Here is a 13,615-nt window from a genome sequence, read left to right as displayed (position 1 = left end):
GTCCGGCAGGAGAGGATTGGGAATGGATCGACCCGAAGGAACCGCCGTCCGGCGGCGTGACGTTCTCGGCGGGCTCGCGGCAGGCACTGCGCTGGCGACCGCGCTCGACGCCAATGCGGCGCGAGTCGCGGCCGACAAGCGCAAGCGCTATGTCTCGGTCGGAGTCGGCAGCCGCAACCGCATGTATCAGGAAGCCTTGTGGGGGCCGCACAAGGCGCATGGCGAGCTGATCGCCGCCTGCGACACCAATCCCGGCCGGCTCGATCACATCTCTGCCCGCGCGACCAAGGCCGGCGCGCGACCGCCCAAGCCCTATCTCGCGGCCGATTTCGACAAGATGCTGCGCGAGCTCAAGCCCGACGCGGTAATCGTCACCACACCCGACGCGTTCCACGACGATTATGTCGTCCGCGCGCTCGAAGCGGGCTGCGACGTCATCACCGAAAAGCCGATGACCACCACCGCTGCCAAGGCGCAGCGCATCCTCGATGCGGTCAAGCGCAGCGGCCGGCACATCCGGGTCACGTTCAACTATCGCTATTCGCCGTTCCGCAGCCAGGTGAAGGAGCTGCTGATGTCGGGCGAGATAGGCGACGTGCTGTCGGTCGATTTCCAGTGGCTGCTCAACACCGTCCACGGCGCCGATTATTTCCGTCGCTGGCATTCGAACAGGGCGATCTCGGGCGGGCTGATGGTGCACAAGGCGACGCACCATTTCGACCTGGTCAATTGGTGGCTCTCCGACCTGCCGGTCAGCGTCGCCGCCACCGGCAAGCGCGAATTCTACACCCCCGAAATGGCGCGCCGCTTCGGGCTGGATGGCCCCCACCAGCGCTGCCATACCTGCCCGGAAAAGGCTGATTGCAGCTTCTTCTTCGACATGGCGGCCGATCCGGGGCTGAAGGCGCTCTATCTCGATAACGAGAAATATGACGGCTATTTCCGCGACCAGTGCGTGTGGCGTCCCGAGATCAGCATCGAGGACACGATGAACGTGATCGTCGGCTATTCGGGCGGCACGACGCTCAGCTACAGCCTCAATGCGTTCAATGCATGGGAAGGCTATCACATCGCCTTCAACGGGACCCGGGGCCGGCTCGAGCATAGCGTGGTCGAACAGGCCGGAGTCGCCGGCGCGAGCGGCCAGGACGAGGGCGATCGGATCAAGACCCGGATCGTGCCGATGCGCGGCAATCCGCGCGACATCGTCCCCGCCACCGGCGCGGGCGGGCATGGCGGCGGCGACGCAGTGATGCTCGCCGACATCTTCGATCCGAACGCGCCCAAGGACCCTTTGCTGCGCTCTGCCGACGAACGCAGCGGGGCCGCGTCGATCCTGATCGGAGTCGCCGCCAATCGCTGCTTCGAGACCGGCCAGCCGGTGAAGATCGGCGAGTTGATCGCCGGGCTCGACTGGCCCGATTATCCGAAGATGCCGGGACACAAGGATCGCGTGGCGCAACCGCCGCGGATGCAGCGGGCGTAAGACAGCTTTTGCCTAGGCTCTCTATTTCGTCACCCCCGCGAAAGCGGGGGCCCATTTCCCGGAATATCTACAAACGCGCCCGCGCGTTTCGCGGCACGCTCGGGAGATGGTGGCCCGTTTTCGCGGGGGTGACGATGTGTTTGGGGACGACGCTCAGCCCCTCCCCCGCTCCCGCCCAGCCGATCGACCGTCATGCGCTGGTGACGCGCCACAACGTCACGCTCACCCGAGTCGATCCCCACGCGCCGCTGATGCTGGGCAACGGCAATCTCGGCTTCACCGCCGACATCACCGGGCTGCAGACCTTTCCAGAGCAATATTCGCCGATCGCGCCGCTGCTGACGATGGCGCAATGGGCATGGCACAGCTTCCCCAACCCCAAGGGCTATAAGGAAAGCGACGGTCTGGTCAGGGTGCCGGTGCCCGGCCGCGGCGAACAGCCTTATCCGTGGATCCGCGACTGGTCCGAGATCGAGAAGAGGCCGGCGCTGCAATGGCTGCGCGAGAATCCGCATCGCTTCTCGCTCGGGCGCATCGGACTGGCCCTGCTCCGGGCCGACGGCACGCAGGCACGCTTCGCGGACATCACGGCGACCCGTCAACGGCTGGACCTGTGGTCGGGATCGCTGACGAGCAGCTTCGTGTTCGACGGCCAGCCGGTGACGGTCGAGACACGGGTGCATCCGACCCGCGACATGGTGATGGTATCGATCCGCTCGCCGCTGGTCGCGCTCGGCCGCATCGGCGTCGATGTGCGCTATCCGGGGATCGGCGCGAAGCTCAACCCCGATCCGTCGGACTGGACGCGAGACGAGACGCACAGCACGCGCATCGTCGAACAGCGTCCCGACCGGCTGGTGGCGGAGCGCAAGCTCGACGACACGCATTATTATTCGGCGATCTACGCGCTGGGCGGCGCCGTCGCGCGCACCGGACCGCACGGTTTTCGCGCGCTTGGCCACGGCGTCGCGCGGCTGGACGTCACCGTCAGCTTCGATCGCGAGCGGCGCCAGCCCGGCGCCTGGGACATCGGCGCCGTCGCACGGCATTGGCGCGATTACTGGACCCACGGCGGCGCGATCGACTTCAGTGGCAGTAGCGACCCGCGCGCCGCGGAGCTCGAACGCCGCGTGGTGCTCTCGCAATACCTCGCCGCAATCAACCAGGCAGGGGAATATCCGCCGCAGGAGGAAGGGCTGTTCTCGAACAGCTGGAACGGCAAGTTCCATCTCGAAATGCCGATCTTCCACGCCGGCCATTGGGCGAGCTGGGGCCGGCCCGAGCTGCTCGAGCGCAGCCTCGGTTGGTACCTCGAGATATTGCCATACGCGCGCCAGGTCGCAAACCGCCACGGCGTGCAAGGCGCCTGGTGGAGCAAGATGACCGGGCCCAATGGCTGGAACAGCCCGAGCGCGGTCAACCCCTTCATCATGTGGCAGCAGCCGCACCCGATCTATCTGGCCGAGCTCGTCTATCGGGCACGTGGCGATCGGGCGACGCTGAAGCGTTATGGCGAGATGGTCGAGCAAACCGCGCAATTGCTCGCCAGTTGGCCGCGGCGCGACGGCGACCGCTATGTGCTCGGGCCGCCGATCATCCCGGTGCAGGAAAATCACCCGCCGCTGACGACGATCAACCCCGCATTCGAGCTCGAATATTTCCGCTGGGCGCTGGGCACCGCGCAGCGCTGGCGCGAGCGGCGCGGGCTAGCGCGCGATCCCGAATGGGACCGGGTGATCGCCGGGCTCGCGCCGCCGCCCGAACGCGACGGCCTGTATCTGCCGGTCGAGAGCGCGCCCGATTTCTGGCGCACCGCCACCGCGCCCGGATGCAGCCGCCACGCCGAGCCGCCGCGCTGCCTCAATCGCGACCACCCTTCTTTCCTGATGGCGTACGGGCTGATTCCGGGCAGCCGGGTCGATCTTGCGACGATGCGCCGCACCTTGGCCGAAACCGAAAAGCATTGGGACCTGCGTCAGACCTGGGGGTGGGATTTCCCGGTGGTCGCGATGACCGCGGCGCGGCTAGGCGATCCGGAAGAGGCCGTCGCGTGGCTGTTCCGCGACGTGCCCAACAATCGTTGGGGCGTTAGCGGGATGACTCCGCGCGTGCATCTGGAGGCGGAGAAGCAATTGGTCGGCCCAGCCGCCGGCAATTCCGGTCCGGGACCTGACGGACCCGGCTATGCCCGGGCGGCAGAGACCTATTTCCCGTCCAACGGTTCGCTGCTGCTGGCGGTCGGGATGATGGCGAAGGGTTGGGAAGGGTCAAGCGGAACCGCGCCCGGGTTTCCCCGCCGGGGTTGGAAAGTGCGCACCGAAGGGATCCGTCCTTTACCATGAATTGTGCCACTACGGGGATATTGCGTACTGGCCGAAAGACGTATTCAGGAGTATGAAGGTGAAGCTCCGCAGGGTTCCCCCCTAAGGGGTGCGGCCGGGCGGCGTTTAACTCCCTTTTCCGCCGTCCGGTCGTCCAGATCGCGCTGGTTGACCGATTCGTCACGCAGCGCCGCCCGATATCGCCTGGCGACGTGGCTCAGGCCCGGCGGACCCTCGCTCGCAACGCGAACGCCAGCACCACCATGAAACAGCCCGCCGGGACCAGCATCGCCCACAGGATCGAACCGCTCCTGTCCGAGACATAGCCCATCAGCGCGGTCAGGATCGCGCCGCCGATGATCGCCATCACCAGCAATGCCGCGGCCGACTTGGTGCGCGCGCCCAGCCCCGCCACCGATTCGGCGAAGATCGTCGGGAACATGATCGACATGAAGAAGCTCGTCGCGACGAGCGCGGCAATGCCGATCGCGCCGCCGACCATAGCGGCGATCGCGCAGAGCGAAGCGGCGATTCCGGCGAAGCCCGCGAGCAGCGGCAGTGCGGCGATCCGGCCCATCAGAGCGGCGCCGGCGAAGCGCCCGACCATGAACAGCGCCAGCGAAAGCGTGAGCCAGCCCGCGGCCTGATGCTCGCCCGTCCCCGGCACCGCGACCTGCGCGTAGCGGATCAGATAGCTCCACACCCCGACCTGCGCGCCGACATAGAAGAATTGCGCGATCACTCCGAACAGCAGTCTGCGCTCGCGCAGCAAGGCGCGGAAATCGTCGAGCGCGCCGACGCCCTCGTCGACGTCGCGCTCGGTTGCCACCGGCGGGAAGCGAACGACCCGGATCAACACTGCCCAGCCGATGACGACGAGCGCGATCAGCAGATAGGGGAGTTGCACCGACGCGGCCTCGCTCGCGCGCCACGCCGCGCGCGCAGCCGGATCCATTGCCGCGAGCTGAGCGGGCGAGACCGCGACGCCCGAGAGGATGAACTGGCTGCCGAGCACCACTCCGGTCATCGACCCGAGCGGATTGAAGGCCTGGGCGAGGTTGAGCCGGCGTGCGGCGGTCGCCTCGGGTCCGAGCCGCGCGATCAGCGGATTGGCGGAAGTCTCGAGAAAGGCGAGTCCGCCGGCGATCACGAACAGGGCCGCGAGGAAGAAGGGATAGCTCTGCGCGCCCGCCGCGGGCCAGAACAGCAATGCGCCGAGCCCATAGAATCCCAGCCCGGCGAGCACCGCCGCACGATAGCCGTATGCGCGCATGAACAGGGCTGCGGGGATCGCCAGGCAGAAATAGCCGAGATAGAAAGCCGACTGGACGAGGCCGGCCTGCAGGTCGCTCAGCGTGAACAGCTTCTTGAAGTGCGCGATCAGCACGTCGTTGAGGTTGTTCGCCACCCCCCACAGGAAGAATAGGGCGACGATCAGTACCACCGGCAGCGCCGCCGAAGCGATGCGGCCCGGGGGCGATCCTTGCATGGCCGACGATGCTTTTGCTTCCACGCTCATTCTCCCCGGTCGCAGCCCTCTCGGGGACTTCCGCATATAAAAACATTCTTCACATGCGAATGCAACAATCCGCAACGCTCCCATCTTCAATCCGGGGCTCGCAACAGATACACGGTGCCGACAAGAACGCCATGAGGGGGTGCCGTGAAGAAGGTCGCTGAGGACAGGAGCGAGATCGACTCGCGCTATCGGGCGCCCGCGCTCGAAAAGGGACTCGATATTCTCGAGCTGCTGGCGATCGAGGCGCGGCCGATGACCTTGACCGCAATCGTCAACCGGCTGGAGCGCTCGCACGGCGAGCTGTTCCGCATGGTCCAGGTGCTCGAGTTCCGCGGCTATATCGAGCAGGATCCTTCGAATGAGGGCTATCGACTGACCGACCGGCTGTTTTCGCTCGGCATGCAGCAGCCGCGCACCCGCAATCTGATCGAGGCCGCGCTGCCGGTGATGCGCCACCTCGCGTTCAGCGTCGGCCAATCGTGCCACCTCGCCTTGCACACCCAGGGCGAGATGGTCGTGGTGGCGCGAATGGAATCGAGCGAGCAGCTCGGCTTCTCGGTGCGCGTCGGCTATCGTCGGCCGCTGCACCAGGCGGCGTCTGGCGTGATCCTCTACGCCTTCCAGCCCGAGGATGTCCGCCGGCGCTGGGAGCGCCTGCTCGACCCGCAATTGCCCGAAGCCGAGCTGGCGGCATTCCGCGAGCATGCCGACGAGATCCGCGAGCGGCAGGTCGAGCTGACGCCGAGCAAGTTCGTCGCCGGAGTGACCGACGTATCGGCGCCGGTGATGCGCGGCGGCATGGCCGCGGCGGCGCTGACCGTGCCATACCTCAAAAAGCTCCAGCCCTCGGTCTCCGCCAAGGAAACCGCCGAACTGGTCCGTCTCGCCGCCGCGCAGATCTCCGATCAGCTCGTCGAGGGTGACAGCCGGATCTGAAGTTCAGACCGTCCAGCCGCCGTCGATCACGTGAATCTGGCCGGTGGTGAAAGCCGATTCGTCCGAGCCGAGATAGAGCGCCAACGCGGCGATCTCCTCGGCCTGGCCGAGCCGCCCCATCGGCTGCCGTGCGTTGAAGGCGACGAGCGCGTTCGCGTAATCGCCGGTTTCGCGCAGCCGCTGGTGGAGCGCGGGGGTGTCGACGGTGCCCGGGCAGATCGCGTTGCAGCGAATGCCCTGGCCAACGAAATCGGCCGCCACCGCCTTGGTGAGGCCGATCACCGCCGCCTTCGAGGCGCCATAAGCGAAGCGATTGGGCACGCCGGTGATCGAGCTCGCCACCGACGCCATGTTGACGATCGAGCCGCCGCCATTTGCGATCATAGCCGGCAGCGCCGCGCGGACGAGGCGGTACATCGCGGTGGCATTGAGATCGAACGACCGCTGCCAGTCCTCCTCGCTGCAGTCGAGGATCGTACCGGCGGCGACCATGCCGGCGCAGTTGAACAGCACGTCGAGCGCAGGCGCCTCGGCGACCAGTGCCGCGATCGCCCCCGCGTCGCAAATATCGACGCAGCGAGTCACGCAGCCATCGAGCGTGGCGAGCGCTTCGGCGTCGCGGTCGATTGCCCAGAGCGTCGCGCCCTCGCGGACGAAACGTTCGGCGGTGGCGCGGCCGATGCCGTGCGCAGCGCCGGTGATCAGCGCCGTCTTGCCCGCGAGCCTGCCAGTCATGCCGTATGAATCTCCGCGTTATGGGTTTCGATCGGGACCGGCGCGTCGGCGCGCAACAACCCCTCGTGCTTGAGTTCGGCCCAGAGCTGGGCCGGGATCGGCGCGATGTAGCGATCGACGGTCTCGGCGACCTCCTTCGCGCTCGCAAGGCCGGGGACCACGCTGACCACACCGGGATGACCGAGGACGAATTGCAACGCCGCCGCACCAAGGTTGACCTGATGCCGCGCGCACACCGCATCGATCCGCCGCGCCTTTTCGAGCACCGGCGTCGGCACGGCTTCGTAATTGTAGCGCGCGTCGGTGCGCAGCGCGCTCGCGAGGATGCCGCTGTTATAGGGCCCGCCGATGACGATCCCGGTGCCCGACGCAGCGCAGCGCGGCAGCAGGGTATCGAGCGCGTCCTGCTCGAGCAACGTGTAGCGGCCGGCGAGCAGGATCAGATCGAGCGGGCCGCGATCGAGCAGTTCGAGCGCGACGTCGCATTCGTTGACGCCGATCCCGAATGCCGTGATCGCGCCCTCGTCCTTCAGCCGTTCCAGCGCGCGGAGCCCGCCGGCCAGCTCGGCCATCCGCTCGGCGTGGCGCACGCCATGGGTCGTCCGGCCGATATCGTGGACGAGCAGGATGTCGACCCGTTCGACCCCGAGCCGGACAAGGCTCGTTTCGTGCGAACGCAGCACGCCGTCATACGAATAATCATAGACAGGCTCGAACGGTTCGGCGGAGCGGAAGCCGTGTCGCTCGTCGGCGAACGGTCCGTCGGCGGGTTCGAGCAGCCGGCCGACCTTGGTCGAAACGATCGCCTGTTCGCCGACCAGCCCGGCCCCCAGCCGCTTCTCGGCGAGGCCGAAGCCATAATAAGGCGCAGTGTCGGCGTAGCCCATGCCGGCGGCGAGCGCCGCGGCGACCGTGGCGGCCGCATCCGCGTCGGAAACGGTGCGATAGAGGTTGCCGAGCGGCGCGGTGCCGAACCCCAGTTCGGGCAGCGCGAGGCCACCGGGCGAGCGGCGGACCGGGATCACCGGGTTTCGCCGAACGCGAAGATGCGCTGCATCGGGACCCATTTCTCGCCCGGCGCGGCATGCGGCAGCGCGCGCTGGAAGCGCCACATCAAGGTCTCCCATTGATCGATCTCGGCGGGCGCCGCGACCGCGCGGGGATAGTCGTCGGCGACCTCGGCGATCATCACCATCCGGTCACCGGTGCGCCAGATCTCCATCGCCTCGACGCCCTGCGCCCCGAGATGTGCGAGCACCGCCGGCCAAACTGCGCCGGGCGCATGCCGCGCCTCATACTCGGCGATGAGCGCCGCATCGTCGACCAGATCGAGCGCAGAGCAAAGCCGCCGTGCCATCCGCATTTCCCCTCGCGTTCCGTCAGTTGTGCCCAACAGGAAACTTGCGCCCCCGTCAATTCCCACCTATGAAAATCACAATCATCTGCAAACATAACCGCGGTGCAATCTGGCCGTGCAGGGAGGGGCAGCGACCGATGGCGAAAGACGTGCGCGCGAGAAGCCGATATGCGGATCGGGAGGCCCGGGGCGCAGCACGATGACCATCATCCGTAAACTACGCGTATTGGACGTGCGCTTCCCGACCTCGCAGATGCTCGACGGTTCGGACGCGATGAATCCCGATCCCGATTATTCGGCCGCCTATTGCGTCCTCGAGACCGACGAGGCCGGGCTCGAAGGGCATGGCCTCACCTTCACCATCGGCCGCGGCAACGACGTGGTCTGCGCGGCGATCGAGGCGCTGGCGCCATTGGTCGAAGGACTCGACCTCGACTGGATCCGCGCAGACGGCGCGCGCTTCTGGGGGCACATCACCGGCGACAGCCAGTTGCGCTGGATCGGCCCCGAAAAGGGCGTGATCCACCTCGCCACCGGCGCCGTGGTCAATGCCGTCTGGGACCTGCTCGCCAAGGCCGCAGGCAAGCCGTTGTGGCAGCTGATCGGGGAGATGTCCCCCGCCGAGCTGATCGGACTGATCGACTTCCGCTACATCACCGATTGCATCACACCCGAGGAAGGCCTCGCGCTGCTCGAGGCCCGCGCCCCCGGCAAGGCCGAGCGGATCGCGACGCTGCGCGCGAGGGGCTATCCGGCCTACACCACCTCCGCCGGATGGCTCGGCTATTCGGACGAAAAGCTCGAACGGCTGTGCCGCGAGGCGGTGGCCGGAGGCTTCGACCATGTGAAACTGAAGGTCGGCCGCTCGGTCGAGGACGACATCCGCCGCGTGGGGATCGCGCGCGCCGTGCTCGGTCCCGACCGCAAGCTGATGATCGACGCCAATCAGGTGTGGGAAGTCGGTCAGGCGATCGCGCATCTCGGCGCGCTCGCTTTCGCGAACCCGTGGTTCATCGAGGAGCCGACCAGCCCCGACGATGTCGAGGGGCATCGCCAGATCCGCGAGGCGGTGGCGCCGATGCGCGTGGCGACCGGCGAGATGTGCCAGAATCGGGTGGTGTTCAAACAGTTCATCATGCGCGGCGCGATCGACGTGGTGCAGATCGACGCGTGTCGGCTCGGCGGCGTCAACGAAGTGCTCGCCGTGCTGCTGATGGCGGCGAAATACGATCTGCCGGTGTGCCCGCACGCCGGCGGCGTGGGCTTGTGCGAATATGTCCAGCACCTCGCGATGATCGACTATCTCGCTTTCGCGGGGACGACCGACGGGCGGGTGATCGAATATGTCGATCATCTCCACGAGCATTTCGTCGACCCATGCGTCATCGAGCAGGGCGCCTATCGCGCGCCGGCCGCACCCGGCTTCTCGATCGAGATGAAGGCGTCCAGCCTCGCGAAATATCAGTATCGCAAGGACCCGGCGCTCGCGGCGGAGTAGTCTTGGCGCTGATCAATCCTCCCTCGCGCAAGTGGGAGAGGATTTCACCGGGGTGCGTCGAACGTGAAGCGGTGCTCCTCGCCGGCGAGCGTGACCGTCACCACCAGCCCGCGCTCGCGCTTGTTGGGAAACCTGATCTTCTCGGTGACCAACTGCCCGGCCGCCAGCTGGCCCGGGGCGATGACGGTGTCGGCGAGGATGCTGGCCTTCAACGCTGCGATCCGCGCCTCGGCAGCCGCGACCTCGGCTGCCTTGGGCTTACGCTTTCGAGACGGCTGCGCGACCGGCGCGCCCATTCCCCCGGTATAGCCGCTGACGTCCTTCTGGCCGCTATTGTTGGTCAGGATCGCCGGCCCCGCCGGCGCCGCGGGAAGTGCCTCGATTTCCATTCCGGCAGCCGCGCGCGCCTCGGCGATCAGCGACGCGAGCGACTGCACCGCCACGACCTCGCCCGACGCCGTTGCGATACGGATCGAGGCCGGACCGAAGGCGGCCGGCACCCGGGTCCGGTTCTGTGCGGCGACGCGCAGCACGAGCCGCCCGTCCGACAGCGCAGAATCGGCGCTGATGCTGACCGCGCCGGTCGCCTTGGCGGATTCGATCCCCTTGGCGATTTCCTGCGGCATTGCGGCCGCGCGCGGCGCTGCGGCGCCGGCCACCAGCAGTGGGATCAGGAAGCACATCTTCATGTCAGGGGCTCCTCAGGATGCGAGCGGGATCGGCGTGCGCGCAGCGGCGCGGCAATGGCGATCGATGAATTGCTGGTGCGTGGGCATGCGTTGGGCGGTCTGGTCGATCACTTGCCGCATCCCGCCCAGAATCGCGGCAAGCTCCTGCGGCGCGACGGTGTCGGCAAGCGGATCGTGCGTCGCGGGGTGCACGCCCTGCCCCAGCAACACCGCAAGCCAGCTCGGGGGATGGAAAAGATCATGCGGGCGCTCGATCAGCCGGCCATTGGCGCGGAACATCGCCATTTTCGCGGCGAGCGTATCGGGAATAGGCATGTCGCGGCATTGTCGCCAGAACGGCTCCGCGCGTTCGTTCGCGTGATAATGCAGCACGAGGAAGTCGCGGATCGACTCCATCTCGGCATCGACCAGACGATTATATTCCTGCGCCACCATCGGATCGAAATTGCGATCTGGGAACCATGCCAGCAGCTTCGAGATGCCGGTCTGAATCAAATGGATGCTGGTCGATTCGAGCGGCTCGAGAAAGCCCGATGCCAGCCCGAGCGCGATGCAATTGCGATTCCACGCGCGACGACGACGCCCGGTGGTGAAGCGGAGCTGGCGCGGATCGGCCTCGGGCGCGCCGTCGAGATTGGCGAGCAGACTGGCATGGACGTCGTCGTCGGAGATCGCGCCGCTGCAATAGACCTGACCGTTGCCGGTGCGGTGCTGGAGCGGGATGCGCCATTGCCAGCCCGCCGGCCGCGCAGTCGCCCGCGTATAGGGGATCGGGTCCGCAACCCGCGCGCAGGGCACCGCGAGCGCGCGATCGCAGGGCAGCCAATGCGTCCAATCCTCGTACCCGGTATCGAGCGCTTCGGTGATCAGCCCACGAAAACCGGTACAGTCGATAAACAGATCGGCGGCGAGTGCGCGGCCGTCGGCGAGCACCAGGCGATCGACGAAGCCGTTTTCCGGGCGCAACGCCACATCGGCGATCTTGCCTTCGAGCCGCTCGACGCCGCGTCCCTCGGCCAGCCTGCGCAAATAGCGCGCATAAAGCGCGGCATCGAAATGATAGGCCCAGGAGAAAGTGGAGAAGACCCCGCCCGACCCCGGCGTCGGGATCTCGAACCTGCCGCGATACGCCGCCTGATGGTTGAGCGACCACGCGTCGACCGGCGTGGTGCTGCCCAATGTACGGGCGCGCTGCCAATGCTGGTGGAAGGGCGCGAGGCCGAAATCGTCGCCATAGCGGCCGAACGGATGGAAATAGCGGTGCCCCTCGCGCAGCCAGCCGGCGAACTCGATGCCGAGCTTGAAGGTGCCTTGGGTCTCGCGCACGAACTCGCGTTCGTCCACGCCGAGCAGCTTGTTGAACAGCTGGATCGGCGGGATCGTCGCCTCGCCGACGCCGATCGTGCCGATCTCGTCGGATTCGACCAGAACGATCCGGCACTGATGCGGCTTGAACGCCACCGACAGGGCCGCCGCCGCCATCCAGCCCGCTGTGCCGCCGCCGGCGATCAGGATCGAGCGGATGGGGTGGTCGCTCACGCCGCGGCCCGGCAACAGCGCTCGATGAACAGTTCGTGCGGCGGCATCGCCTCGGCAGCGCGCGCGAGGCTCTGGCGGCGGTGCGCGAGCCCGGCACGAAGCCGTTCGGGATCGAGCCGATCGACCAGCGGGTCATAGCGATCCGGCAGAAAGCCATTGCCCGCAAGGATCGCGACCCAGCTCGGCTCCTGATAGGATTCCTCGGCGAGCAACGGCACCCGGCCTGTCGCGCGGAATATCTCGATCTTGTGGCGGAGCGTGTCGGGCAGCTCCATCGTCCGGCAATGCTCCCAGAGCGGTGCGTCGTCGCGGCGGGTCAGGCAATAATGCAGGATCAGGAAGTCGCGGATCCGCTCGAACTCGCTGGCGGTGACGCGATTATATTCCTCGGCGATGCGCGGATCCCAGTTGCGGTCGGGGAAATACTCGATCAGTCGCGCGATCCCGGTCTGGATCAGCTGGATGCTGGTCGATTCGAGCGGCTCCATGAAGCCGCCGGCCAGCCCGATCGCGACGCAATTGCGGCTCCAGAATTGCCGCCGCCGTCCGGTGGTGAAGCGCAGCACGCGCGGATCGGAGAGGAGCTCGCCTTCGACATTCGCAGTGAAAAGCTCGCGCGCGCGTGCGTCGTCGGTGAACCGGGTCGAATAGACATAGCCATTGCCCATCCGGTGCTGGAGCGGGATCCGCCATTGCCAGCCCGCCTCGCGCGCGGTGGAAAGCGTATAGGGTGCCGGCGGACCGGTCAGCGCGCTCGGCGCGACGACGGCGCTGTCGCAGGGCAGCCAGTGGCGCCAGTCGTCATAGCCGGTGTTCAGCGCCTCCTCGATCAGCAGTCCGCGAAACCCCGAACAATCGATGAACAGATCGGCGGCGTGACGCTGGCCGTCGGCAGCGACGACTGCGGCGATGCGGCCGCTCCCGGCGTCGATCTCGGTGTCGACCACCCTGCCCTCGATCCGGCGGACGCCCCGCGCTTCGGCATAGCGACGCAGAAACCGGGCGTAGAGCAAGGCGTCGAAGTGGAAGGCGTAGCGATAGAAATGCTGCTGGCTCGCCGGATCGGGCGACGGTGGCGCGAAGCGTCCGCGACGTGCCATCGCGTAGGGCAGGCTGTAGTCGTCGATCGGCGTCGGATCGCCTTCGCCGCGCAGCTTGAGCCAATGGTGGTGCGGGGCGACGCCTTCGATCGCATCGCCATAATCGCCGAAACCGTGGAAAAAGGTGTCGCCGATCCGGCCCCAGTCGCGAAATGCGATGCCGAGCTTGAACGAGCCTTGCGTCGCCTTGACGAATTCGCGCTCGTCCACGCCGAGCAGGCCGTTGAGGTGCTGCATCAGCGGCACGGTCGCCTCGCCGACGCCGATCGTGCCGATCTCTTCGGACTCGATCAGGGTGATATTGCAGCGCGTCGGATCGAGAAAGCGCGACAGCACCGCCGCACTGATCCAGCCGGCGGTTCCGCCGCCTACGATGAGGATCGATCTGATGGCCTGATCGGACATGGCTCTCGAGACTAGGCGGGACGCGGCGGC

General features: G+C 67.0%; 11 protein-coding genes. 4 read left to right on the top strand and 7 right to left on the bottom strand.

Translation table 11 applies throughout. From position 1 onward, the window contains the following. Positions 1–22: 22 nt before the first annotated feature. The gene (locus tag Q9Q95_RS12165; protein ID WP_306097361.1) at positions 23–1,486 is read left to right on the top strand and encodes a Gfo/Idh/MocA family protein; all 1,464 of its coding nucleotides are present in this window, start codon (positions 23–25) and stop codon (positions 1,484–1,486) included. 134 nt (positions 1,487–1,620) lie between these two features. Further along, complete coding sequence (locus Q9Q95_RS12160; RefSeq protein ID WP_306097359.1) at positions 1,621–3,828, top strand: hypothetical protein; 2,208 nt, start codon at positions 1,621–1,623, stop codon at positions 3,826–3,828. 196 nt (positions 3,829–4,024) lie between these two features. On the opposite strand, the gene fucP is transcribed toward Q9Q95_RS12160, so the two are convergent. Beyond that, the gene (gene fucP / locus Q9Q95_RS12155; protein ID WP_306097357.1) at positions 4,025–5,296 is read right to left on the bottom strand and encodes an L-fucose:H+ symporter permease; all 1,272 of its coding nucleotides are present in this window, start codon (positions 5,294–5,296) and stop codon (positions 4,025–4,027) included. Positions 5,297–5,470: 174 nt separating this feature from the next. Between fucP and Q9Q95_RS12150 the strand changes: the two genes are divergently transcribed. Next, the gene (locus tag Q9Q95_RS12150; protein ID WP_306097354.1) at positions 5,471–6,262 is read left to right on the top strand and encodes an IclR family transcriptional regulator; all 792 of its coding nucleotides are present in this window, start codon (positions 5,471–5,473) and stop codon (positions 6,260–6,262) included. A 3-nt stretch (positions 6,263–6,265) separates the two neighbouring features. Here the strand turns inward: Q9Q95_RS12150 and Q9Q95_RS12145 are convergent, their stop codons facing one another. From Q9Q95_RS12145 to Q9Q95_RS12135, 3 genes are read right to left on the bottom strand one after another with little or no spacing between them, the layout of a single operon-like run. Continuing rightward, entirely contained in the window at positions 6,266–6,997 is a 732-nt protein-coding gene (locus Q9Q95_RS12145) for an SDR family oxidoreductase (RefSeq protein WP_306097352.1), read from the bottom strand. Then, positions 6,994–8,022, bottom strand: coding sequence for an aldo/keto reductase (locus tag Q9Q95_RS12140; protein WP_306097351.1), 1,029 nt, complete (start codon positions 8,020–8,022; stop codon positions 6,994–6,996). The genes Q9Q95_RS12145 and Q9Q95_RS12140 overlap by 4 nt, the downstream gene beginning before the upstream one ends. Next, entirely contained in the window at positions 8,019–8,354 is a 336-nt protein-coding gene (locus Q9Q95_RS12135; RefSeq protein WP_306097349.1) for an L-rhamnose mutarotase, read from the bottom strand. The genes Q9Q95_RS12140 and Q9Q95_RS12135 overlap by 4 nt, the downstream gene beginning before the upstream one ends. Before the next feature lie 199 nt (positions 8,355–8,553). Between Q9Q95_RS12135 and Q9Q95_RS12130 the strand changes: the two genes are divergently transcribed. Next, positions 8,554–9,852 carry an L-fuconate dehydratase gene (locus Q9Q95_RS12130; protein WP_306097347.1) on the top strand — a complete coding sequence of 433 codons (1,299 nt, stop codon included), beginning with the start codon at positions 8,554–8,556 and terminating at the stop codon, positions 9,850–9,852. 44 nt (positions 9,853–9,896) lie between these two features. Here Q9Q95_RS12130 and Q9Q95_RS12125 read toward each other — a convergent pair whose 3' ends face one another. The 3 genes from Q9Q95_RS12125 to Q9Q95_RS12115 are packed head-to-tail and all read right to left on the bottom strand — an operon-like array spanning position 9,897 to position 13,585. Next, on the bottom strand, positions 9,897–10,541 hold the full coding sequence (locus tag Q9Q95_RS12125; protein WP_306097346.1) for a hypothetical protein: 645 nt from the start codon (positions 10,539–10,541) through the stop codon (positions 9,897–9,899). A gap of 12 nt (positions 10,542–10,553) precedes the next feature. After that, positions 10,554–12,080, bottom strand: coding sequence for a tryptophan halogenase family protein (locus Q9Q95_RS12120; RefSeq protein ID WP_306097344.1), 1,527 nt, complete (start codon positions 12,078–12,080; stop codon positions 10,554–10,556). Then, the gene (locus tag Q9Q95_RS12115; protein ID WP_306097342.1) at positions 12,077–13,585 is read right to left on the bottom strand and encodes a tryptophan halogenase family protein; all 1,509 of its coding nucleotides are present in this window, start codon (positions 13,583–13,585) and stop codon (positions 12,077–12,079) included. The genes Q9Q95_RS12120 and Q9Q95_RS12115 overlap by 4 nt, the downstream gene beginning before the upstream one ends. Between the last annotated feature and the right edge of the window lie 30 nt (positions 13,586–13,615).

Source organism: Sphingomonas sp. DG1-23 (assembly GCF_030730875.1).
Classification (GTDB): domain Bacteria; phylum Pseudomonadota; class Alphaproteobacteria; order Sphingomonadales; family Sphingomonadaceae; genus Sphingomonas.
The sequence above is the reverse complement of the archived record's forward strand: the minus strand, read 5'-3'. Positions and strand labels throughout refer to the sequence as shown.

Excerpts from the sequence above, each read along its gene's own strand:
- Q9Q95_RS12160 (WP_306097359.1), top strand. The coding sequence starts at position 1,621 with ATGTGTTTGGGGACGACGCTCAGCCCCTCCCCCGCTCCCGCCCAGCCG.
- Q9Q95_RS12135 (WP_306097349.1), bottom strand. The coding sequence starts at position 8,354 with ATGGCACGGCGGCTTTGCTCTGCGCTCGATCTGGTCGACGATGCGGCG.
- Q9Q95_RS12125 (WP_306097346.1), bottom strand. The coding sequence starts at position 10,541 with ATGAAGATGTGCTTCCTGATCCCACTGCTGGTGGCCGGCGCCGCAGCG.
- Q9Q95_RS12165 (WP_306097361.1), top strand. The coding sequence starts at position 23 with ATGGATCGACCCGAAGGAACCGCCGTCCGGCGGCGTGACGTTCTCGGC.
- Q9Q95_RS12145 (WP_306097352.1), bottom strand. The coding sequence starts at position 6,997 with ATGACTGGCAGGCTCGCGGGCAAGACGGCGCTGATCACCGGCGCTGCG.
- Q9Q95_RS12115 (WP_306097342.1), bottom strand. The coding sequence starts at position 13,585 with ATGTCCGATCAGGCCATCAGATCGATCCTCATCGTAGGCGGCGGAACC.
- Q9Q95_RS12130 (WP_306097347.1), top strand. The coding sequence starts at position 8,554 with ATGACCATCATCCGTAAACTACGCGTATTGGACGTGCGCTTCCCGACC.
- fucP (WP_306097357.1), bottom strand. The coding sequence starts at position 5,296 with ATGCAAGGATCGCCCCCGGGCCGCATCGCTTCGGCGGCGCTGCCGGTG.